This window comes from Sphingomonas sp. MMS12-HWE2-04 (assembly GCF_044881185.1).
Classification (GTDB): domain Bacteria; phylum Pseudomonadota; class Alphaproteobacteria; order Sphingomonadales; family Sphingomonadaceae; genus Sphingomonas.
In genome coordinates, this window is record NZ_CP173254.1 from 959,953 (window position 1) to 981,202 (window position 21,250).

General features: G+C 65.7%; 17 protein-coding genes and 1 pseudogene. 9 read left to right on the forward strand and 9 right to left on the reverse strand.

Annotation, left to right across the window (positions count from 1 at the left end; genetic code table 11):
• The first annotated feature begins 2 nt into the window (after positions 1–2).
• A complete protein-coding gene (locus AB2M62_RS04405; RefSeq protein ID WP_404338143.1) occupies positions 3–332 on the forward strand; it encodes a hypothetical protein in 330 nt (109 codons plus the stop codon).
• Between the two features lie 41 nt (positions 333–373).
• Here the strand turns inward: AB2M62_RS04405 and AB2M62_RS04410 are convergent, their stop codons facing one another.
• The 3 genes from AB2M62_RS04410 to AB2M62_RS04420 form a co-directional block, all read right to left on the reverse strand.
• A complete protein-coding gene (locus AB2M62_RS04410) occupies positions 374–559 on the reverse strand; it encodes a hypothetical protein (RefSeq protein WP_404338145.1) in 186 nt (61 codons plus the stop codon).
• A gap of 708 nt (positions 560–1,267) precedes the next feature.
• Positions 1,268–2,035: a LytR/AlgR family response regulator transcription factor gene (locus AB2M62_RS04415; protein WP_404338146.1), complete on the reverse strand. Its 768-nt coding sequence runs from the start codon at positions 2,033–2,035 to the stop codon at positions 1,268–1,270.
• 16 nt (positions 2,036–2,051) lie between these two features.
• Positions 2,052–3,224, reverse strand: coding sequence for a sensor histidine kinase (locus AB2M62_RS04420; RefSeq protein ID WP_404339797.1), 1,173 nt, complete (start codon positions 3,222–3,224; stop codon positions 2,052–2,054).
• A 427-nt stretch (positions 3,225–3,651) separates the two neighbouring features.
• Here AB2M62_RS04420 and AB2M62_RS04425 point away from each other — a divergent pair, with 427 nt between their 5' ends.
• The 5 genes from AB2M62_RS04425 to AB2M62_RS04445 all read left to right on the forward strand — a co-directional run bounded on the left by AB2M62_RS04425 (position 3,652) and on the right by AB2M62_RS04445 (position 11,970).
• The gene (locus AB2M62_RS04425; RefSeq protein ID WP_404338147.1) at positions 3,652–6,654 is read left to right on the forward strand and encodes a TonB-dependent receptor; all 3,003 of its coding nucleotides are present in this window, start codon (positions 3,652–3,654) and stop codon (positions 6,652–6,654) included.
• Between the two features lie 60 nt (positions 6,655–6,714).
• Positions 6,715–8,277, forward strand: a complete 1,563-nt coding sequence (locus AB2M62_RS04430) for a tryptophan halogenase family protein (RefSeq protein WP_404338148.1) — start codon at positions 6,715–6,717, stop codon at positions 8,275–8,277.
• Positions 8,274–9,812 (forward strand): tryptophan halogenase family protein, encoded by a 1,539-nt coding sequence (locus AB2M62_RS04435; RefSeq protein WP_404338150.1) that lies wholly within the window; start codon positions 8,274–8,276, stop codon positions 9,810–9,812. The genes AB2M62_RS04430 and AB2M62_RS04435 overlap by 4 nt, the downstream gene beginning before the upstream one ends.
• Before the next feature lie 152 nt (positions 9,813–9,964).
• Complete coding sequence (locus AB2M62_RS04440; RefSeq protein ID WP_404338152.1) at positions 9,965–11,596, forward strand: family 43 glycosylhydrolase; 1,632 nt, start codon at positions 9,965–9,967, stop codon at positions 11,594–11,596.
• An 86-nt stretch (positions 11,597–11,682) separates the two neighbouring features.
• Positions 11,683–11,970: a hypothetical protein gene (locus AB2M62_RS04445; protein ID WP_404338154.1), complete on the forward strand. Its 288-nt coding sequence runs from the start codon at positions 11,683–11,685 to the stop codon at positions 11,968–11,970.
• 315 nt (positions 11,971–12,285) lie between these two features.
• Here the strand turns inward: AB2M62_RS04445 and AB2M62_RS04450 are convergent.
• The 6 genes and pseudogenes from AB2M62_RS04450 to AB2M62_RS04475 all read right to left on the reverse strand — a co-directional run.
• Positions 12,286–12,438: pseudogene (locus AB2M62_RS04450) on the reverse strand (dUTP diphosphatase); the annotation flags it as partial.
• Positions 12,438–13,301: an alpha/beta hydrolase gene (locus AB2M62_RS04455; RefSeq protein ID WP_404338156.1), complete on the reverse strand. Its 864-nt coding sequence runs from the start codon at positions 13,299–13,301 to the stop codon at positions 12,438–12,440. The pseudogene AB2M62_RS04450 and the gene AB2M62_RS04455, both read right to left, overlap by 1 nt.
• Before the next feature lie 211 nt (positions 13,302–13,512).
• On the reverse strand, positions 13,513–14,688 hold the full coding sequence (gene coaBC / locus AB2M62_RS04460) for a bifunctional phosphopantothenoylcysteine decarboxylase/phosphopantothenate--cysteine ligase CoaBC (protein ID WP_404338158.1): 1,176 nt from the start codon (positions 14,686–14,688) through the stop codon (positions 13,513–13,515).
• Positions 14,685–15,806, reverse strand: coding sequence for a hypothetical protein (locus AB2M62_RS04465; protein ID WP_404338160.1), 1,122 nt, complete (start codon positions 15,804–15,806; stop codon positions 14,685–14,687). The genes coaBC and AB2M62_RS04465 overlap by 4 nt, the downstream gene beginning before the upstream one ends.
• Positions 15,803–17,335: a 2-polyprenylphenol 6-hydroxylase gene (gene ubiB, locus AB2M62_RS04470; RefSeq protein ID WP_404338162.1), complete on the reverse strand. Its 1,533-nt coding sequence runs from the start codon at positions 17,333–17,335 to the stop codon at positions 15,803–15,805. The genes AB2M62_RS04465 and ubiB overlap by 4 nt, the downstream gene beginning before the upstream one ends.
• 5 nt (positions 17,336–17,340) lie before the next feature.
• A complete protein-coding gene (locus AB2M62_RS04475; protein ID WP_404338164.1) occupies positions 17,341–18,084 on the reverse strand; it encodes a class I SAM-dependent methyltransferase in 744 nt (247 codons plus the stop codon).
• Positions 18,085–18,129: 45 nt separating this feature from the next.
• Between AB2M62_RS04475 and mutM the strand changes: the two genes are divergently transcribed.
• The 3 genes from mutM to dnaA all read left to right on the forward strand — a co-directional run bounded on the left by mutM (position 18,130) and on the right by dnaA (position 21,118).
• Positions 18,130–18,939 (forward strand): bifunctional DNA-formamidopyrimidine glycosylase/DNA-(apurinic or apyrimidinic site) lyase, encoded by an 810-nt coding sequence (gene mutM, locus AB2M62_RS04480; RefSeq protein WP_404338165.1) that lies wholly within the window; start codon positions 18,130–18,132, stop codon positions 18,937–18,939.
• A gap of 118 nt (positions 18,940–19,057) precedes the next feature.
• Entirely contained in the window at positions 19,058–19,321 is a 264-nt protein-coding gene (rpsT, locus tag AB2M62_RS04485) for a 30S ribosomal protein S20 (protein ID WP_404338166.1), read from the forward strand.
• A gap of 438 nt (positions 19,322–19,759) precedes the next feature.
• On the forward strand, positions 19,760–21,118 hold the full coding sequence (dnaA, locus tag AB2M62_RS04490; protein ID WP_404339799.1) for a chromosomal replication initiator protein DnaA: 1,359 nt from the start codon (positions 19,760–19,762) through the stop codon (positions 21,116–21,118).
• The last annotated feature ends 132 nt before the right edge of the window (positions 21,119–21,250 follow it).

The window sequence follows — 21,250 nt, forward strand, 5'->3', positions numbered from 1 at the left end:
TGATGCGTAAGCTCCTCCCTTTTCTTGCCTGTCTAATGCTGGTGCTGACCGGCTTCGCAGGCATGGCGCATGCCGCTGAAGCGGCGGGCGGGAGCGTGCTCGGCATCGAGTTGACTATCCATGCGCCGGGTGATGGCGACGAAGTTCCAGCAGACCGCGACAATGGCCTGCCGCACCATCACAACGCCTGCCATGGGCATGATGTCGGAACGCCAGCCATTGCCTGCGGCCCCGAGACTGCTGTGCTCATGGTCATACCAAGGATCGGTCAGTTGAGCGCCCCTGTGCCGAACGCGCATGGCAATGTTCTGCCGAAGCCACCCCAAGCCTGACGATTTCGCCGGTCGGCGCATGCCGGCCTGACGCGCATCAGTCAGGAATAGATATCCATGAAGAAATTGCTCGCGGCGATGCTCGCCGCGGCGTCCTGTGCCTCCGTGGCGCAGGCGCAACAGAAGCGCATATCGGTCGATACGTCAGCACCGATATTGACGCTCGAACAGGCCGTTGCCGTCGCTGGCGGCGCGGCACCGTCGGCGGACGCGGCCAATGCCGGCATCGAGGCGGCACAGGCGAACCGGACGGTCGCTGGACTGCGTCCCAACCCGGTGGCGCAGGCCCAGGTCGAAAATGTCGCCGGAACTGGTCCGTATAGTGGCCTCAAAAGCGCCGAAACGACGAAGCACACAGCCGCCTTGCTGCGTAGCGGACAGGGGGCGGCGCTGGATCGCGGCCCCGCGGCACTCCGGCGACGCGGGCGGGCGGCGCGCCCAGTTTCGGCGCGGACGACAATTGCCGCCCGGCGCTCGAAGCGCGGTTCGACGCCGCTGGTCCGCCCGCTCCGCCGGTGGGCCCGCCCTTGTAGTGGCGGCTTCGCCGCGGGTGTGGCTGTGGACGCCGCTGGCGCAGCGGCGTTGCTTGTGGCTCCCGGAGCGCGGGTGCGGTCGGCGCTCGCTGCCGGGACCGTTCGACGGCGGGCCTCTTTGTTCGCTGGTGCCGCCCACCCCCGTTTCCGGGGGCCACGCTGGTTCTGGGCGGTGGAGGCTTGCGATGCACTCGATCCATTTCCGACTGCCTGCGGGAATTTGGGGGAGGGCAGGCGATGAAGCTGCTCACTGAACCTTGCGCGCCGCTTTGCTCGCCAACGACGCGGCGCCGCTTGCTCAGGAAGCGGACGAGGCACGCTTCGATCCGGTGCCGGTGCTCAAATCGTTCAGTCCAATGGCGCGGCGAGGTACTCGCCACCGACCGGTGGGACGACGGTGAATTAGAGCGGCTGTCCCAATACCGCTTCAACCTCAGAACGATAGGTACGGCTCATCATGAGCCGGGTACCGGTTTTGAGCGTCACCTCGAACTCGCCATGAGAACGGCGCTCGAGCGAATCGATCGATCTGACGTTCACGATGTGCGATCGATGTATGCGCACGAAGCGGAACGGGTCCAACCGGCTCGCGACTGCCGCGAGGCCTGCGCGATAGAGAAACTCCTCACCCTTTGCGTGCACGGTCACGTATACGCTGGCCGCCTCGATCCAATCAATTTCCTCCGTCATCAGGAGGCGGGTCGTGTCGCGGGATTTTACCGCGATCCAGTCCCAGATTTCTCCAGGCTTGGCGCGCTTGGCGACCAGCTTGAGTAGCTCGGGACCAAAGCCCGTGGCGCTGTCGGGATCGGCTGGATCGGGATTGCGCAGCCGCTCCTTCACCCGCGCCATGGTTCGCTCATAGCGTTTACCGCTGAAAGGCTTGAGCAGATAGTCGATCGCCTCGACCTCGAAGGCCCGGATCGCGAAATGATCATAGGCGGTGACGAAGACGGTGAGGGGCATGTTCTCGGGGCCGATCGCCTCGATCACTCCGAAGCCGTCGACGCCGGGCATCTGGACGTCGAGGAAGACGATATCGGGTTTGGCGCTCTCTATCTTGGCGATCGCGGCCACGCCGTTCTCAGCCGTCAGGACGGTGGCGACGTCGCTGTCCTTCGCCAGCAGGTCCGAGATCCGCCGGCGCGCGGGCGCCTCGTCATCGACCACGAGCGCGCAGATGGGCCTAGGCTGCGATGTCACGTGCCTCGCTTCCAATGCTGTGCAGGGGAATGCGGATCGTGACCTCAGTGCCTGCGCCCTTGCGCCGCTCGACCGTGAATTCATGGCCTTCCGGCTCGGCATAGAGCGCCTCGAGGCGCTCGCGCGTCACGCTGATGCCGAGCCCTGCGGATGTCTCGATCTTCCACTGCGGCGGAAGGCCGACACCGTCGTCGACCACCTTGATATGCAGCTGGTCGTCGACATGCTCTGCCGAGACGAGAATGGATCCGCCCGACAGACGACCCTCAAGCCCGTGCCGGATGGCATTTTCGACCAGCGGCTGGAGAAACATCGAGGGCACCATGGCGGAGAGCGTGGCCGGTTCGACCTCGACCTGCACATGGATCCTGTCGCCGAAGCGCAGCTTCTGGATGGCGAAATACCGATCGAGCAGCCCCAGCTCCTGCGCCAGCGTAATTTCCTTGCTGCCCTGGCAGTCGAGCGACTGGCGAAGCAGCGTGCCCAGATCCTCGATCATCTCCCGGGCGAGCTCGGGGTTCGCATCGAGCTCCGACGAGATGGCGTTGAGGGTGTTGAACAGGAAATGCGGCTCGAGCTGCAGGCGCAGCGCGTTCAGATGGGATTCGACGTATCGTTTCTCGACCCGCGCCAGCTCGACCTGGCTGCTGAGATAGCGGTTATAAAATTTGAGGGCCTGAAGAATTCCGACGACCCCGCAATAGGTGCCCCAGCCGCTGAGGTAGAAATAAATGGCGAACTCGGTGCTCCGCAGCGGATTCCACCACACGGAAGGGATGGGGTAGAGGATCAGGCCGGCAAGATAGCTGTGCGCGACGCTGAACGGCACGCTCAGCGCAAGGTGCGTGGCCACGATGCGCGGAACGCTGTAGTCGGCCGATATGAGCCGGCGATCCACGAACAGTATGGCAGGGGTGAGCAGCGCCCAGGACCAGGATTCGACGAACTTTCCGATGGTCTCGGACCATTTGAAGCCATCGAGCATGTCGGGGACGGCCACGAACGCGCCCACGGCCGTCCAGAGCAGGAATATCCGGAGCGCGGCGATCAGCTTCCTGCGCCAGATATCGCGCCGCGATCCTCGCTCGGGCCCGTAGAGCAACCCCGCGGGGTGCGGCGCATCCGATCCGGACGCGAGCTTGTGGGCCTGGTTCATGAGCAGCACTATCGATCAATCTGGCAATCAGATGAAGAGGTTTGCCGCGAGGCAGTGCTAGCAGGATTTGCGCCGCCCCGGACGGCGGCACCGCGGCTGCGAAATGCAGGCTTGTTGCGGCCGGAATCTCTACGTGACCGCTAAGTCAGACAAGTGTGACCATGTGAAACATCCGGAAATGTTGCGAAGCGGATCGTGACCTTGCAGGCCGGACCTCATATTTGCCAACCGGAATTTATGACAGAAATACGCATTTAAAATCAGACTATTACGGCTGTTGTTCGCGCTAACATCCATGGACTCGGCCCAGCGTTTGTGGCCTTTAGTTCGGGGTGTTAGCGCTTCCGTCCGCTTAGGCCGACAACGCTGGCAGATGACAAGATGCGACCGTCAATAATGGCGGCGTACCCGATGAAAGGGAGGGGATATGATTACCAATTCACGACGTCGCCGGGTTGCGGCGAAGGGCAGCGTGTCTTTGCTGGCGCTGATCGGCACGGGCTTCGCGCTTCCTGCCTTCGCGCAAGGCGCCGGCCCGGTCGAAGCAGCGCCGCAGCAGGCGGAGACTGAGACCGACGCACAGTCCGACGCGATCGTCGTGACCGGCCGGCGCGCCGCATTGCAGTCCGCCGACGAGCGCAAGCGCAACGCCGAGACGATCATCAACTCGGTCGTGGCGGACGACGCGGGCAAGCTTCCCGACAATTCGATTACCGAGGTGCTGCAGCGCGTGTCTGGTGTCACCATCGTCCGTTTCGCGGCGCTCAACGATCCCGATCATTATTCGGTGGAAGGATCGGGCATCCAGGTCCGCGGCCTCACCGGGGTCGCGTCGCGCCTCAACGGCCGCGAGATTTTCAGCGCCAATAATGGCCGCGCGCTCCAGTTCGCCGACGTCACGCCCGAGCTGATGGCGGCGGTGGACGTCTACAAGGCGTCGACGGCCGACCTGATCGAAGGCGGCACCGGCGGCCAGATCGACCTGCGTACCAAGGTCCCGTTCGATTATTCCAAGGGCTTCCATGTTGCCGCCACTGGCGATCTGAGCATGGGCGACCTTGCGCGCGAAGCGGATTTTTCGGGATCGATCCTTGCGAGCGCCCGCTGGTCCACGCCGATCGGCGAGATCGGCGTGCTGGGAGACTATGCTTATAGCCGGCTCAGCTCCAACTCGCACTTCTTCCGCGTTGAACCCTATTTCAAGACCCGGATCAGCGGCACCGATTACTTCGTGCCGGGCGGATATACCTTTGGTGAGGAGCAGTTTCAGCGGACGCGCACCGGCATCTATGGTGCCGTACAATGGGCGCCTTCGCCCGACCTGACCTTCACGGGCACCTTCTTCCAATCGCGCTACAAGAATAATTCGGGCGACTGGGGCGCGTTCGTCTCGTCGCAGAATCTATCGGTGGACCCGGCGAACAGCAAGTTCGACAACAACAACATCCTGATTTCGTCGCCCTCCTTCTTCAATCGCGATCCCGCGACCTTCCAGCCGGGCGGTCCGATCACCACGGGCGGCAACAAGGGCGCCTATGCCAGCAACACGCGCACGCGCGACTATTCGCTGAGCTTCAACTGGTCGCCCTCGGACAGTCCGCTGTCGGTCAAGGGCGCGCTCCAGCGAGTGGAATCCTCGCAGATATATACGCGTCTCGACGTGTTCCGCGATGTGGCTTTCCCATCGGGCTTCGGAATGGACCTGAGCGGCGACCTGCCGGTAGTCAGCGTGCCCGCGGGCACCCAGGCAGCGTTCCTGAACCCGGCCAATTATTTCTGGACGGCGACGATGCCGCACGACGAGGACAATAAGGGGCGCCTCGACTCCGCAAATCTCGACGTCGAGTACAAGTTCGACGACAGCTTCTTCCGCTCGATCAAGGCCGGTGGGCGCTATGCCGAACGCACCGAGCGCGATTTCGCCAACGGCTATAACTGGTCGGCGCTGGGCCGTGGCTGGAACGGGGACCCGCAGCTTACCTATGCCAATGCCGCGCCTGGCGATGTCGAGCTGCACGTCTTCAAGAACTTCTTCCACGGCCAGGCGGACCTTCCCGCCAACCTGATGTTCGCCACCGACGACCTGGTGCGTCAGTTCGACCGCAACCTGCTCCATTCGTCGCCGCCTGCGGGCTTCTGCACCGGCCGCGAATTCGACTGCTCGGCGTCCGGTCCGCTGCAGAACTCGACCTATGGCGGCGCGGGCATCCGGCCGGTGGGCTTCATCCTTCCCGGCGACCGGGTGGACAACAAGACCCGGTCTACCGCCGGCTATGTGCTCGCGCGCTTCGGCTCGACCGAGCCGGGCGGAATTTCGGGCAATGTCGGCGTCCGCGTGGTGAATATCCGCAACGAGGGAAGCGGCTATATCCAGCAGAATGGCGCGACGTTCGTCCGCAACGGCCAGATCCAGGCGCTGGGCGCACAGGCGATCGCGCGCGGCGGCAAGGCCAATTTCACGTACGCGCTGCCGTCGATTAATCTGGAATTCGCCCCCAGCGCGAACACCAAGCTGCGTGCGGGCTACAATATCACGCTCGACCTGCCGACCTTCCAGGCGCTGCGCGCATCGGGCTCGATCGGCGTGGCGACGACCGCCAACCCCGCCGGCGGAAACGCGCCGGGGCTCTTCACCAACTTCACCGCGGATACCGGCAACCCGCTGCTCAAGCCGACACTATCGAACAATTTCGACCTTTCGTTCGAATGGTATCCGGGCTCCGGAACGACCTTCCATCTGGCGCCCTTCTACAAGCGGCTGACCAACTTGCCGATCTACTCGCTGACCACGCGCAACGTGACCGTCGTCTTCACGGACGGGACCAGCGAGAATGTCTCCGCCACCGCCTCGGATTATTCGAACTCGAGCGAGGCGGCGACGGTGAAGGGCGTCGAGATCGGAGGCCGCTTCTTCTTCGACATGTTGCCGGGCGTGCTCAGCGGCTTCGGGTTCGAAGGCAACTACACCTTCATCGACAGCGACAATCCGGGCGATCTGTACCGCGACATCAACGGCACGATCAGGAACGATGCGCCGCTCGTAGGTCTGTCAAAGCACAATTTCAACGCGACCTTGCTCTACGAACGCAAGGCAGTGTCGGCGCGGATCGCCTATTCGTGGCGTTCGCAATACCTCCAGTCGACCAACAGCAACGGCACCAACCCGACCTATAATTTCTACTCCGCCGCCAATGTGAACAACGGCGGCATCCAAATCGCCTTGCCGATCTATGGCGCGGCCTATGGCCAGCTGGAAGCCGGCGTGCGCTTCAAGGTCACCGAGAACTTCTCCTGGGGCGTCCAGGGCACCAACCTTACCAACTCGATGCAGCGCACGACGATGGGCGGCTATCCGGGAGGCCGACTGCTCGGACGCAGCTGGTTCCAGACCGACAGGCGTATCAGCACCGGCATCAATCTGGCATTCTGACCTCCTCCTGGTGGCGGGCGGCGTCGCTGCCCGCCACCGTTTCTTGTTCGGAGCGTATCGATGGTTGCCGACGGCCGACGGATCCTGATCGTGGGAGGCGGGACCGCCGGCTGGCTCACCGCCGGATATCTCGCGCGGATGCTCGGCGCCGATCGTCCCGGCGGCGTTGCGATCACGCTGGTAGAATCGCACGATATCGGGATCTTGGGCGTCGGCGAGGGGACCTTCCCGACGATCCGCAAAACACTCGCCCGGATCGGGATCGACGAGGCCGAGCTGATCCGCCGCTGCGGCGCGACCTTCAAGCAAGGCGCCAAGTTTGTGCATTGGCGCCACGCCCCGGGCATGGCCGGCCAGGATCATTATCTCCATGCCTTTCAGGAGACCGACGACCGCGAGGGGCCGGAGCTTCTTCCCTATTGGCTGCTCGGGCTTGCCGGCGATGCCAATTGGGACGAGGTCAACACGCCGCAGAAGCGCGCGGCGGACGCGCACCGCGCACCCAAATTGCCGAGCCACCCCGATTTTGTCGGACCGCTAAACTATGCCTTTCACTTCGACGCGGTGTCGCTCGCCGCGCTGCTGCGCGAACAGGGCATCGCCAATGGCGTGAGCCATGTCGTGGATACGGTGCAGGAAGTCTTGCTTGCCGAGGACGGAGCGATTGCCGGCGTGCGCGGTGCCGCCACCGGCGTGCTGAGCGCGGACCTCTATGTCGATTGCACGGGATTTCGCGCAGAGCTGATCGGCAAGGCGCTCGGCCAGCCCTGGAAATCGTGCCGTGACACCCTGTTCTGCGACAGCGCGATCGCGATCCAGGTGCCCTACGCGCAGCCGGACGATCCGATCGCCTCCTACACGATCTCGACCGCGCAGCAGTCGGGATGGATCTGGGACATCGGTCTCGCGGCACGCCGCGGCATTGGCCATGTCTATTCGTCCGCGCATAGCGACGCGGAAGAAGCGGAGCGCAGCCTGCGCGCCTATGTCGGTCCTGCCGGCGCGGCGCTGGAGACCCGACACTTCCGCTTCGATGCCGGATACCGCGAAGTGAACTGGGTCAAGAACTGCGTGGCGGTCGGACTCTCCAGCGGTTTCTTCGAACCGCTCGAGGCGACGGGGATCGTCTTCTCGGAAGTCGCCGCGGGCATGATCGCTAACCTCTTTCCCTGGGGCGGTGACTTCGAGACCTCGGCGCGCCAGTTCAACGCGAATTTGCGCCGCCGCTACGAGCGCAGCCTCGATTTCATCAAGCTGCACTATTTCCTCAGCGAACGCCGCGATAGCCCGTTCTGGATCGACAATGTCGACCCGGCCTCGGCGCCCGACAGCCTGCACGAGCTGCTCGACCGCTGGCGGTTCCGCCCGCCCAACGAGCTGGACGTCGACCGCAACGTCGACATCTTCACTGAGTCCAGCTGGCAATATGTGCTGTACGGTATGGGCTGGAAGACGGACCTGTCGGCAAGGGCAGGTGCCTTTCGGTTCGAGGCGGAAGCAAAGGCTGCGTTCGCCACGATCGAGCGCCAGGCGCACTATGCGGTCCAGCAATTGCCGTCGAACCGCGAGCTTGTCCGGTTTGCCGAGCGCTCGGGCTTTGGCCTGGGCGCCAACGCGGCATGACGCCGTTCGCGGAGAAGCCGATCACCAAGCTGGTGATCGTCGGCGGCGGTTCAGCGGGCTGGATGACCGCCGCCGCGGTCTCGCGCCTGACGGACGCAGGCGTCGCAGTGACGTTGGTCGAATTGGACGAGATCGGCACGGTCGGCGTCGGCGAGGCGACGATCCCGCCCTTGCAGGATTTCAATGCCGCGCTCGGCGTGGACGAGAATGAATTCGTCGCCGCGACCCAAGGCACGTTCAAGCTTGGAATCGAGTTCGTCGACTGGGGCAGGCAAGGGGACCGGTATATCCATCCCTTCGGCAAATATGGCCGGCAGATGCTCGGCCTCAATTTCCACCAGATCTGGCTGCGCCAGCATCTGCTCGGTAGCGCCGACGCCGATCCGGGACCCTTGGGCGACTATGCCATCGCAATCGCGGCGGCACGGCGCAGGCGCTTCGCCAAGCCGGTCAGCAACCCCGAGGCGGTGTTGTCGGGTCTTGGCTATGCCTATCATTTCGACGCCGGGCTTTATGCCCGCTTCCTGCGGACGCATGCCGAGACGCGGGGGGTCGTGCGCGTCGAAGGCACGATCGCGGCGGTCGAACAGGCGCCGCTCGACGGCTCGATCATTGCGGTCGTGCTCGAGGATGGCAGGCGTATCGCAGGCGACTTCTTCGTCGACTGCAGCGGCTTTCGCGCCTTGCTGCTCGGCCAAACATTGGGTGTACCGTATCGTAACTGGCAGCATTGGCTGCCATGCGACACCGCGATCGCCGTGCCCAGCGCGACCGTCGCGCCGCCCATTCCTTACACAAGGTCGAGTGCAGAGCCGGGCGGCTGGCGCTGGCGCATCCCGCTGCAGCACCGCGTCGGCAACGGCCATGTCTTCTCGAGCGCGCATACCGACGAGGAGGCTGCGCTAAAACGCCTGATCGATGGGCTCGACGCCCCTACTATCGGCGATCCTCGCCTCCTGCGCTTCACTGCCGGGCGGCGCGAGAAGCTCTGGGAAAAGAACTGCGTGGCGATCGGCCTCGCAGGCGGGTTCATCGAGCCGCTCGAGTTGACCAGCATCCACCTGATCCAGTCGGGCATCTTCCGCCTGATGGCATTGTTCCCGGACCGCGGCTTTAGCGCGATCGAGATCGACGAATATAATCGCTGGCTGGTCGAGGAATATGAGCACATTCGCGACTTCATCATCCTCCATTATCACGCCACCGATCGCAGCGATTCCGACTTCTGGAATCACTGCCGCACGATGGACATTCCCGACAGCCTCGCCGCGCGGATCGCTTTGTGGCAGGAAAAGGGGCGCATCTTCGAGGCGCATAATTCGCTCTTCACGATCGAGAGCTGGATCGCCGTCCTGCTCGGCCAGAACATCGTACCGCGCGCGGCCGATCCCCTGGTGGGGATGCTCCCGATCGAGGAGACGACGCGCTTCATGACGCATATGCGCGATATCATCGCGCAGAGCGCCGAGGCGATGCCGCGGCACGAGGACTATATCGCCCGGCACTGTGCCGCTGCGACGAGGAACGCGGCATGAGCCGCAGGTCGTGAATGCCCCCGCGGACCGATGACGTCGTCCTCGCGCAGATCGAGCCGGTAAACCGCAAATTGCTCCCCCTGGGATGCCGCCCCGAACCGTGGCGTCTCTTTTTATCCAGCGGCTTTTGCTGCCCCCCAGAGAAAGTGACCATGAAAGCCACGCGCCGCGAAACCTTCAGCCTTGCATTCGGTGCCGCAGGCGCGCTCGGGGTGGCGGCCGAGGCGCATGCCGACAGCCTGGCGCCGCAGGGCGAGGTGGGCGCGGGCCCAGTCTGGAAGACCGGCATCGAGGGGCAGCGCGTCGCCGACCTGGGAGATGGCCGCTATCGCAATCCAGTGCTCGCCGGCGACCGGCCCGATCCCAACGTGCTGAAGGACGGCGACGACTATTATGCGACCTTCTCGTCGTTCCAATATTATCCCGGCGTGCCGATCTGGCATTCGCGCGATCTCATCCATTGGACACCGCTCACCACGGCGCTCACGCGAAATATCGGCTCGGTCTGGGCGCTCGACATCGCCAAGCATGGCGGCCGCTATTTCATCTACATTCCGGCGCTCGACTCCGCCGATGCCGCGCGCTCGCTCAAGACATGGGTGATCCATGCCGACGATATGCGCGGGCCGTGGAGCGAGCCGGTCGACATGGGCATCGATGGCTATATCGACCCGGGCCACGTCGTAGGCGAGGACGGCCAGCGCTATCTCTTCTTCAATGGCGGGCACCGCGTGCGCCTCAGCGACGATGGCCTCTCCGCTGCAGGCAAGGTCGAGCATGTCTATGGCGGCTGGCCGATCCCCGAGGACTGGATCATCGAAGGCTTCGCACTTGAGGGTCCCAAGCTGCTGCGCAAGGACGGCTGGTTCTACATGTTCTCCGGCCAGGGCGGGACAGCCGGCCCCCCGACCAGCCATATGGTCGTGGTGGCACGGTCGCGCTCGATCCACGGGCCCTGGGAGAATTGCCCGCACAATCCGGTGGTCCGGACGGCGAGCTGCGAGGAGCCATGGTGGTCGCGCGGTCATGCGACGGCGGTCGAAGGCCCCGCCGGCGACTGGTGGCTAGTCTATCACGGCTATGAGAATGGCTTTCGCACGCTCGGCCGCCAGATGCTGCTCGAGCCGATCGAGTGGACGCGCGACGGCTGGCCGCGTGCGCTCGGCGGGGACCTGTCGCGGCCGCTCGCCAAGCCCGTGCCTACCTCCTCGGGCGCGCATGGCGTGGCGCTGTCCCGGTTCACCGACGATGCGTTCGGCACCAGGCTGGCCTTCCATGCGCCGCAAGGCGATCTGTCGCACCGTGCGACGCTCGGGCGGGGCAGCTTGCGGCTGGCCGGACAGGGCAGGGGCCCGGCGAACTCGTCTCCCTTGCTCTTCGTCGCGGGCGACCGCACCTATGAAGTCGAGGTCGAGATCGAGTTGGAAGGCGTCGCCCAGGGCGGGCTTCTGCTGTTCTACAACGAGAAGCTCTTTTGCGGCCTCGGGCTATCGCCGGGCAAGCTGCACGCGTGGCGCATCGGCCAGGAAGAGCGCTGGCCGCCGGGCGGAGCCGTCGCGACCGGACGCCTGCACCTGCGCGCGGTGAACGACGAAAATGTCGTCACCTTCTACTACAGCATCGACGGCAAGAGCTGGACCAAGGAGCGCTCGTTCGAGGTTGCCGGCTACAATCACAATGTCGCGGACGGCTTCCTGAGCCTGCGGCCGGGCGTCTACGCGTCGGGGAAGGGCAGCGTCGCCTTCCACAACCTGATCTATCGCGCGCGTCCGACACGCTCATGACGCGGGCACATTCCTCAGCGCCGCAATTTCACAAAGGGAAAGCCATGATCCTTTGATGCCTGTTGCTTTCGGCCTAGTCGCTCTGCGTGAGCCCCGCCGCGGCCCAGTCGCTCGCGACCGTGGAGCGCAATGGCGGGCTGGTGTCGCTCGAGGCGTGTGGCCCGAACATCGTCCATGTGACGATCGCGCTCGACAAGAAGGAGGTCGACCAGGGCTCGGGCTATGGGATCATCGCCAGGCCCGACACTGCGGGCTGGACGCGCCGCGGCGACGCGGCCCGTGATGTCTTCACTTCGTCCGCGCTCCAGGTAACCCTCGACGCCCAGCCCTGGCCCAAGTCGCCGACCCAGATGGAACGCCATTTCGTGCCGTAGCTCCCGCCGGTCTCGGTGTCGATCAAGGGTGCCGATGGTCGCGAGATCACCCGGATGAGCGGCGGCAGTAAAGTCGGCGGCACGCAGCTTATACCGCTAGCCCACAGGTACCTCCCGCGGCCACCGCCGCCAGCGTTTTGGATCCGCGCGCCGGTGGGCGCGGGTCCCTCCTATGGACTACCGGCATAATCTGGTCTGGCGGCACTTCGGCTGAGGGATGGTCTCAGCTATCTCTCAGCACCGCATCGATTGCGAGTCAGCGGCACCGGATGGGTCTCAGAGGTGATTCACCCAAAGATTGGGGGTATCATAAATATCGCTGTCGATCGTCCCGGGGGTGTTGAGGCAGGTGATGCCATGTTTGAGCGCGAGGCCCGAGCGCGGGCGGACCTGGACTTCGAAGCCTTCGGGGATCGCCATGGCGAAGCCGGTGGCGACGGCGTGGCGGGCGCCTGGCGCGAGCGTCATCAGATCTTCTTGGGCAGCGCTGCGGCAAGGCGCGTGGTTGCCGCGAGCACTTCAGGGTCGTTGAGCAAATCGTGCCCCTTGCCCGGTACGATGCGGTAATCGGTGGCGACCCCGCGCAATGCCAGCGCCTCGGCATAGGCACGCGACAACGCGGCGGGGGTGACCTTGTCGTCGGCGCCGACGAGCACCGCGACGCGCAGCGACGGCGCGACGCCGCCCGCAGTTTTGAGCGGATCGAGGCTGGCGACCTGGCTGCCCCAGCCGCCGGCGGGCGCCTGCGCCTTCATCAGCGCGCGCCATTCGGGGAGCGTGCACGGACAGCCGACCAGCACCATGCCGTCGATCAAGCCCGGGCGGATACCGGCGAGATTGGCGGCGATCGCGGCACCGCCGGCATCGCCGACGATGACAACGCGCGCTTCGCCATAGCGATGGCGCAGCGCGACAATGGCGTCGCCAACCGCGGCGATGCGGTCCGAGGTGAAATTATCGCCGGTGTCGGTTCCGCGCTCGCCGGGCGAGCGATTGCCCCTGGCGTCGCCATAGCCGGGGCGGAGCAGCGCGACCGCGGCGCTTTCGGGCACGGCGCGCGCCGCCTCGGCGGCGAAGCGATAATGATCCGAACGCGCGGCAGCATCGCCGTCACCGTGGAGGACGACGATCAGCGTGCGGGTCTGCGCCGGGCGGGCAGTGCCGAAGGTTTCGAGATGGAGCTTGGCGGCGGGCGCGATTGCGGTTTCGGGCGCGGGTGCCGGGGTGCAGGCGGCGACCAGCAGGGCACAGGCGGCGGAACCGAAGGGGAACCGCCTTGGGGAAAACGGAGAAGCTCGCCGGGCGAAGGAGAGACGTGGAAACCGGATCATGACGGGGCGAGGCAAGCAGAAGAAATCCCATTTGGAAAGCGCAATCGCGCCAGGCCGTGCGGTTCGTGGCCGAAACGGTGTGTACGCCCGGGGGGCGGTGGCCGCAATGGCCGCGCATCGGTGACGCGGCCTGATGGTGCCACCGTAATTGCGAAGGGATCGCAATTATAGTGCGATAGGCTCGCAATATGGTCGTTGCGAAGAGCCCGCCTCAGAGTGCTTCGGCGATCCGATCGGCGAGGCGGCGGGCCACTTCGTCCTTGGCCATGCGCTCCCAGGTCTCGACGCCCTGCGCGGTGACGAGGTGGACGCGGTTCTCGGTGCCGCCCATCACGTCGCCCGAGACGTCGTTGGCGACGATCCAGTCGGCGCCCTTGCGAACGCGCTTGGCGGCGGCGTGATCGAGGACATTCTCGGTCTCGGCAGCAAAGCCGACGACCAGCCGGGGACGGTGCGGGCTGTGGGCGAGCAAGGCGAGGATGTCGGGATTTTCAGAGAGTTCGAGGCGGGGAGGGGAATCGCCCTTCTTGATCTTCTGCTCGGCCGCCTCGGCGCGCCAGTCGCCGACGGCGGCGACCATCACCGCGGCGTCGGCCGGAAGCGCGGCGGCGACCGCATTGGCCATTTCCTGCGCGGTCTCGACGTCGATGCGAGTGACGCCCGGGGGCGTGGCGAGCGTCACCGGACCGGAGACCAAAGTCACCTTTGCGCCCAGCGCGGCCAGAGCCCCGGCGATGGCATAGCCCTGGCGGCCGGAGGAACGGTTGGCGATGTAACGGACGGGGTCGATCGGCTCATGGGTGGGGCCGGCGGTGACCAGGACATGCTTGCCGGAGAGCGGGCGCGCGGCGCCGAGGCCCAGTGCACCCTGGACCGCGGCGAGGATCGCCTCTGGCTCGGGCAGCCGGCCGGGGCCATATTCGCCGCACGCCATCGGGCCCTCGTCGGGCTCGAGCACCGTCACGCCATCGGCGCGCAGCGTCGCGACGTTGCGGCGGGTGGCGGCGTGCTGCCACATGCGAACGTTCATTGCCGGCGCGGCGAGCACCGGTTTGTCGGTGGCGAGGAGCAGGGTCGTGGCGAGATCGTCGGCGATGCCTGCGGCCATCTTGGCGAGCAGATCGGCGGTGGCGGGGGCGACCACCACCAGATCGGCCTCGCGGCTCAGCTGGATATGGCCCATCTCGGCCTCATCCTTGAGATCCCACAGCGTGGTGTAGACCGGGTTCTCGCTGAGCGCGGCGAGCGTCATCGGCGTGACGAAGTGCGTGCCGCCTTCAGTGAGCACGACCTTCACGCCGATCCCGGCCTTGCGGCACAGCCGGACGAGTTCGCAGGCCTTATAGGCCGCGATGCCACCGCCGACGATCAGCAGGATGCGCTTCATCGCGTCACTCTTGTCACGGTGATCCGCGGCTTGTCGACTCTCCGGCCGACCAGGTCGCGCAGCGCATCAGGGACGAAGATCAGGCCGACGAGGAAGGCCGGGGCGATCATCAGCCCCCAATAGAAAGTATCCGGGCGCGCGAAGACGGCGAGCAGCACGGCATAGGCGAAGAAAGTGACGGCGGCGCGCAGGCCGGTGGGATCGCGCCAGGCGGCCCAGCCGAACAGCGAGAGCGCGATTAGTGGCGCCGCGGCAGCGAGCGGCAGGATCGCCAGCGCGGTAGACGCCTTGATCGCCGTGACGAAGAAGCCGGGGCCGAGCAGCCCGGCCCAGCCGGGCGAAGCGGGATCGACCGGGTTGGTGACTTGCGCGACGCCGTAAGCATGCGCGGCGAGCGCGGCGGCGAGCGCGAGCCCGGCAGCGAGCCAGCCCAGTGCCTCACGGCGATAGCCTTCGCGCCAGGCAAGAACCATCATCAGGAACAGGTACAGCCCGGCGGTCTCGCGGACCAAAGCGGCGATCAGCCCGATCGCGGCGGCCTCTGCCCAGCGGCCGGGGCGGCGCAGCGCGAGGCTGAGCGCGAGAAGCAGGCCGGCCCAGATTTCGTGGAAGGGCCAGAGATCGGCCTGGACGAACGCAATCAGTCCGCCGGCGAGCAGCGCAAGGGCGATCACGGTGGGTGCGCGGCCGGTGAGCGCGGTGCGCAGCCGTGCCGCCCAGGCGAGCACCACCGCGACGACGAGCGCGAACAGCAGGCCGACGATCACGGGCTCGGGGAGATGCCCCTGGACCATCGCCAGCGTGGGCAGGCGGAAGGTGAAGAACGGGCGCAGCGGATAGTCGCCGCCGCGCAACGCACGCGCGGCCGAGGTGTAATAGCCATCGCCGTGACGAACCGCGGCAACGATGTTGGTATAGAGCACGACGTCGCGCTGGTCGTCGGCCTGGGTGGCGGGCTCGCTGCTCTTGGGCGGCGGCGCGGCGCTCCACAGGCTGGCGAGGCTGGCGAGGATCAGCAGCGCGAGCGCCGCGGCGACCAGACGCCCTGGGGTGCGCCCCAGGCCGGCGTAGCGGCTCGGCGCGGCGAGCCAGATCGGGCGGGCGGGCCCGCGGGTCATGTCAGCAGCAGCGTCGCGCTGGCGGCTGCAACCGCGGCAAGCAGCGCTACCACGGCATAGCGCCAGCCACCGCCGACGCGGACGACTTCGATCTCGCGCAAAGGCGGGGCGGGCGGCGCACCACCGGGGGCGGGATAGCGCAGCTCGATGTTGCGGATCAGCTCGGGAAGCCGCGCCAGGGTGCGCAGATCGGTGATCAGCCGGTCGGCGACCGCGGCCTCGGGGCCGAGTTCGGTGCGGATCCACTCGCCGACGAATGGGCCCGAGGTCTCCCACAGGTTGATGTCGGGATCGAGGCTGCGCGCGACGCCTTCGACCATCACCATCGTCTTTTGCAGCAGCAGCAGATGCGGCTGCGTCTGCATGTCGAAATCGCGGGTGATGTTGAACAGCCCGTCGAGCATCGCGCCGACGCTCATGTCCTTGACCGGAAGCCCGCGCATCGGCTCGCCGACCGCGCGCAGCGCCGTGGCGAACTCGGCGACATTGTGGTGCGCGGGCACATAGCCCGCCTCGAAATGAATCTCGGCGACGCGCTTATAATTGCCGGTGATCAGCCCGTAGAGGATTTCTGCCAGCCAGACGCGGGCGCGGCGGTCGATCCGGCCCATGATGCCGAAGTCGATCGCGGCGATGCGGCCATCGGGGAGCGCGAAGAGGTTTCCCTGATGCATGTCGGCATGGAAGAAGCCTTCGGCGATCGCCTGGCGGAGAAAGGCGCGGATCAGATTGGAGGCGAGCAGCGTGGTGTCGTGCCCGGCGGCGATCAGCGCGGCGCGGTCGCTGAGCTTGATCCCGTCGATCCATTCGAGCGTCAGCACCTTGCCGGTGGTGCGCTGCCAATCGATCTGCGGCACCATGAAATCGGGCTCGGCAGTCATCCCCTCCGCCAGTTCCGATGCCGAGGCAGCTTCGCGGCGGAAATCGAGCTCGCGCGCGGTCCAGCGCTTGAAATGCTCGATGATCAGCCTCGGACGCAGTCGCGCGGCTTCGCCGCCCATCCCCTCGACCTGCGCGGCCGCCCATTCATAGGTGGTGATCGCGCGGGCGAATTCGGCCTCGATGCCCGGGCGCAGCACCTTGACCGCGACGGTGCGTCCGTCGGTGGTTATCGCGCGGTGGACCTGCGCGATCGACGCGGCGCCGACCGGGGTTTCCTCGATCGAGGCGAAGAAGGTCTCGAGCGGGCGGCCATAGGACGATTCAATCCGGTCGCGGATCACTGCGAAGGGGAGCGGGGGGAGCGCATCCTGGAGGCGGAGCAAGTCATGCGCCGCAGCCTCGCCGACGAGATCGGGGCGCGTAGCAAGCGTCTGGCCAAGCTTGATCGCCGCGGGGCCGATCGCCTGGAAGGCGTCGGCATAGCGCGGCACCGCGGGGACGCGCGCTCCGAAACGAGCAAGGCGCGCGATGCGGCGAACCGGCTTGGGCGTATTGGGATCGCGCTCGATCCCGCGCAGCGCGCCATGGCGCGCGAGGATGCGGCCCCATTTGAGAAGGCGCCAGAGGTGGACGGCAGGTGCGGTCACTGCGGCTAGATCTTCCAGCCGCTATGGATTGCGACAAGGCCACCGAGCAGCGGCTCGACCTTGGTCTGCACGAAGCCGGCCTCGCGGATCATGGCTTCGAACCTGGGCATGTCCGGGAAGCGGCGGATCGATTCGATCAGATAGCGATACGAATTGGCATCGCCGGCGAGCAACTGGCCGAGCTTGGGCACGAGATGATGCGAATAGGCATCATAGACCTGCCCGAAGCCCGGCCACTGCGTGGTCGAGAATTCGAGCACGTAGAAACGGCCGCCGCGCTTGAGCACGCGGTGCGCCTCGCGCAGCGCCTTGGGAATATCGGTGACGTTGCGGATGCCGAACGCGATCGTATAGGCGTCGAAGAACGTGTCGGGCCATTGCAGCGTCTCGGCATTGGCCTCGCTCCAGACGAGCCCGTCGATCCCGCGCTTGGCCGCCCGCTCGATGCCGACTTCGAGCATCTGCGGGTTGATGTCGGCGACAGTGATCGCCGCGCCCGACTTGGCCATGCGGAAGGCGATGTCGCCAGTGCCGCCCGCCATATCGAGGATATGCTCGCCGGCGCGCGGCTTCACCCGGCGGACGAACAGATCCTTCCAGGCACGGTGCAGCCCGCCCGACATCGCGTCGTTCATCAGATCGTATTTGGCGGCGACATTGGAGAAGACCGCGCGGACGCGCTGGGTCTTTTCCTCGGGGGCGACGTCTTCGTAGCCGAAGGAGACGGTGTCGGGGGCTGTGTCGGACATGGGTGCGCTCTAGCGGGGGGAGGGGAGCACGGCTAGGGGTCAAGCATGCCGGAGCTTCCTGAAGTCGAGACGACCGTGCGCGGCCTCACCCCCGTGCTCAAAGGCCAGGTGATCGAGCGCGTGACGCTGCGGCGCGCGGACTTGCGGCGGCCGTTTCCCGAGGGGCTGGGCCAGCGGCTGACCGGCGCGCGGGTCACTGGCCTCGGCCGGCGTGCCAAATATGGGCTGATCGACACCGATCGCGGCGACACGCTTATCTTTCATCTCGGCATGTCCGGGCGCTGGCGAATCGATCCCGAGGAACTGGGCAAGCACGATCATTTCGTCGTCGAGACCGCCAAGCACCGGCTCGCGCTCAACGATGCGCGGCGATTCGGATCGATCGATCTCGTGCCGACCGACGCGCTCGCAGAATGGCCGGCGTTCAAGGCGCTGGGCCCCGAGCCGCTGGGGCCGGATTTTAGCGCGGCGCATCTGGCACGGGTTTTCAAGGACCGGATCGCGCCGGTGAAGGCGCTGCTTCTCGACCAGCGCACCGTTGCGGGGCTGGGCAATATCTATGTGTGCGAGGCGCTGTACCTCGCGCGAATCGCGCCGACGCGGGCGGCGGGGACGATCACCAAGGCGCGGCTCGAGAAATTGGTGGTGGCGGTGCGCGAAGTGCTGGAGGCGGCGATTCTCGCGGGCGGCTCCACCCTCAAGGATTATGCGCGGCCCGATGGCGAGCTGGGCTATTTTGCCAAGCAGTGGCGAGTTTATGGCCGCGAGGGTGAACCGTGCGAATGCGGCGGCACCGTCGAGCGGCGCGTCAATTCGGGGCGTTCGACCTTCTGGTGCCCGAGATGCCAGAAGTAACGCCCCAGAAATAAGGGCAAGACGGTTGACCCGAATTGCCTGTGGGGCTAAGGGGCCCGTCTTTCCGGGCGTGGGCTAGCTCCTGCGCCTTTCCAATTTTGAGCAGGAACGAGACGGCATGGCGAATACGCCGCAGGCGAAGAAGCGTATCCGGCGGAATGACCGCCGCGCGGAGATCAATGGTACGCGCGTGAGCCGTATCCGCACCTTCGTGAAGAAGGTCGAGTCGGCGCTCGAAGCCGGCGACAAGACCGCCGCTGCCGCCGCGCTCGCCGCTGCGCAGCCAGAGATCGCGCGTGGCGTCGCCAAGGGCGTGCTCCACAAGAACACCGCGTCGCGGAAGTTCTCGCGCCTGAACAAGCGCGTCCAAGCGCTCGCCTAATCGTCACTTTCCCGTAACAATAGCCCCGTCGGAGCCTCTCCGGCGGGGTTTTTGTCGTGTCTGAGAGACACTTGGCAGGCGCATGCGGGGTGTCTTCCATAAGTCACGGAAATCCTGCGATTCGCAGCCTGTGTTCTTGTGGAAAGTTGCTTAAGTCACTGAAATGTATAGGTTGTAATCGGGAACTGACGCATTTCCGCGGGTTTGCCGAGTCAACAAAACTATTTCACTTTCTTTGCATCCGCGACCCTTGCTCGAACTCAAAAAATGGGCCCTAAAACACACCTCCCGGCACGCGTGCTGTGCGGGGTTTAACAAGCGCGACACGCCAGCCCGGGGGCAAAGTTCCGGCTGTGTCGTGCCTTTGGTCGAAATGAATTGTCGCGTGGGAAGACTCTGCTTCTCGCGGGGGAGGAGCTTGTCGTCGTGACTCAGGTAATGACCGTGGAGCGGGATGACATGGAAGCCGTTGCCAAGGCCTGGGCGCATGTGCGCGCCAATCTGCGTCGCTCGGCGGGGCAGCGCTTGTTCGACCAGTGGCTCAAGCCCGTCGTTCTGATTGCCGATTCCAGCCGTGAGGCAGTGCGCCTTGGGCTCCCTTCGGCGTTCATGACCCAGTGGGTCCGCAACCATTATGCCGAACGGCTGCTGCTCGAATTCCGCGCCGTGATCCCCGAAGTGCTGAGCGTCGGCATCGAGACGCTGTCCGAAGAGCCGCAGCGCGTGCTCAAGGTCGAGCCGGCGCCGCTCCCCGTCGCGGCGAATCAGGCCGAGCGCCCGGCGTTCGATCCGCGCTTCACCTTCGAGCGCTTCATCACCGATTCGACCAACCGCGTGGCGTTCAATGCCGCGAAGGCGATGGCGCAGCCGGGCACGCCGCAGTTCACGCCGCTGTATCTCCATGCCGGTACGGGGCAGGGCAAGACCCACCTGATGCACGCGATCGGCCAGGCCTTCCTGGACGCGAACCCGCAGGCTACGGCGATCTACGTCACCGCCGAGCGTTTCATGTTCGAATTCGTGCAGGCGCTGCGCAACCGCGATACGCATGCGTTCAAGACGCGGCTGCGTTCGGTCGACCTGCTGATGATCGACGATCTCCAGTTCATCGGCGGCAAGGATGCGACGCAGGAAGAATTCTTCCACACGGTCAACGAGTTCATGTCTTCGGGCAAGAAGCTGGTGATCGCCGCCGACCGCGCGCCGCAGGCGCTGGAAGGCTTCGAGCCGCGGCTCGCCGGCCGCTTGGGTTCGGGCCTGGTCGCCGACATCAAGCCCGCCGAGCTGGAACTGCGCCGCCGCATCGTCGAGCGCAAGCTAGGCGACATGCCGGCGGTGGACATGCCTTCGGAGGTCATCGACCTGCTGGCGGCGCGGATTACGTCGAACGTTCGCGAACTGGAAGGCGCGCTCAACCGGCTGGTCGCCTATGCGAACCTGTCGAACGAGACGATCACGATCGACTTCGCCGTCACCACGCTGGGCGAAGTGCTGCGCAGCGCGCAGCGCCGGATCACGATCGACGAAATCCAGCGCGCGGTCTCCTCGCATTTCGAAGTCAAGCAGATCGACTTGATCTCGGAGCGCCGTGCGGTGGCGATCGCCCGCCCCCGCCAGATCGCGATGTATCTGGCCAAGCGACTGACCACGCGATCGCTCCCCGAGATCGGGCGCAAGTTCGGCGGCCGCGACCATTCGACCGTGATCCACGCCGTGCGGCGGATCGAGGAACTGCGCGGCAAGGATATCGAGATCGACGGCGCGGTGCGCACGCTGATGCGCACGCTGGAAGGCTAACGAGCCAGAACTCCCACCCTTCGGGTGTGGGCGGGGTGGAGGAGACGAGAGCGGGGCACGCCTAGGTCACGCCTTCACCCCAAATTTCCGGATGCCGGCGCCTTCGCAAAGGGGGGCGCCGGCATTTCGGTA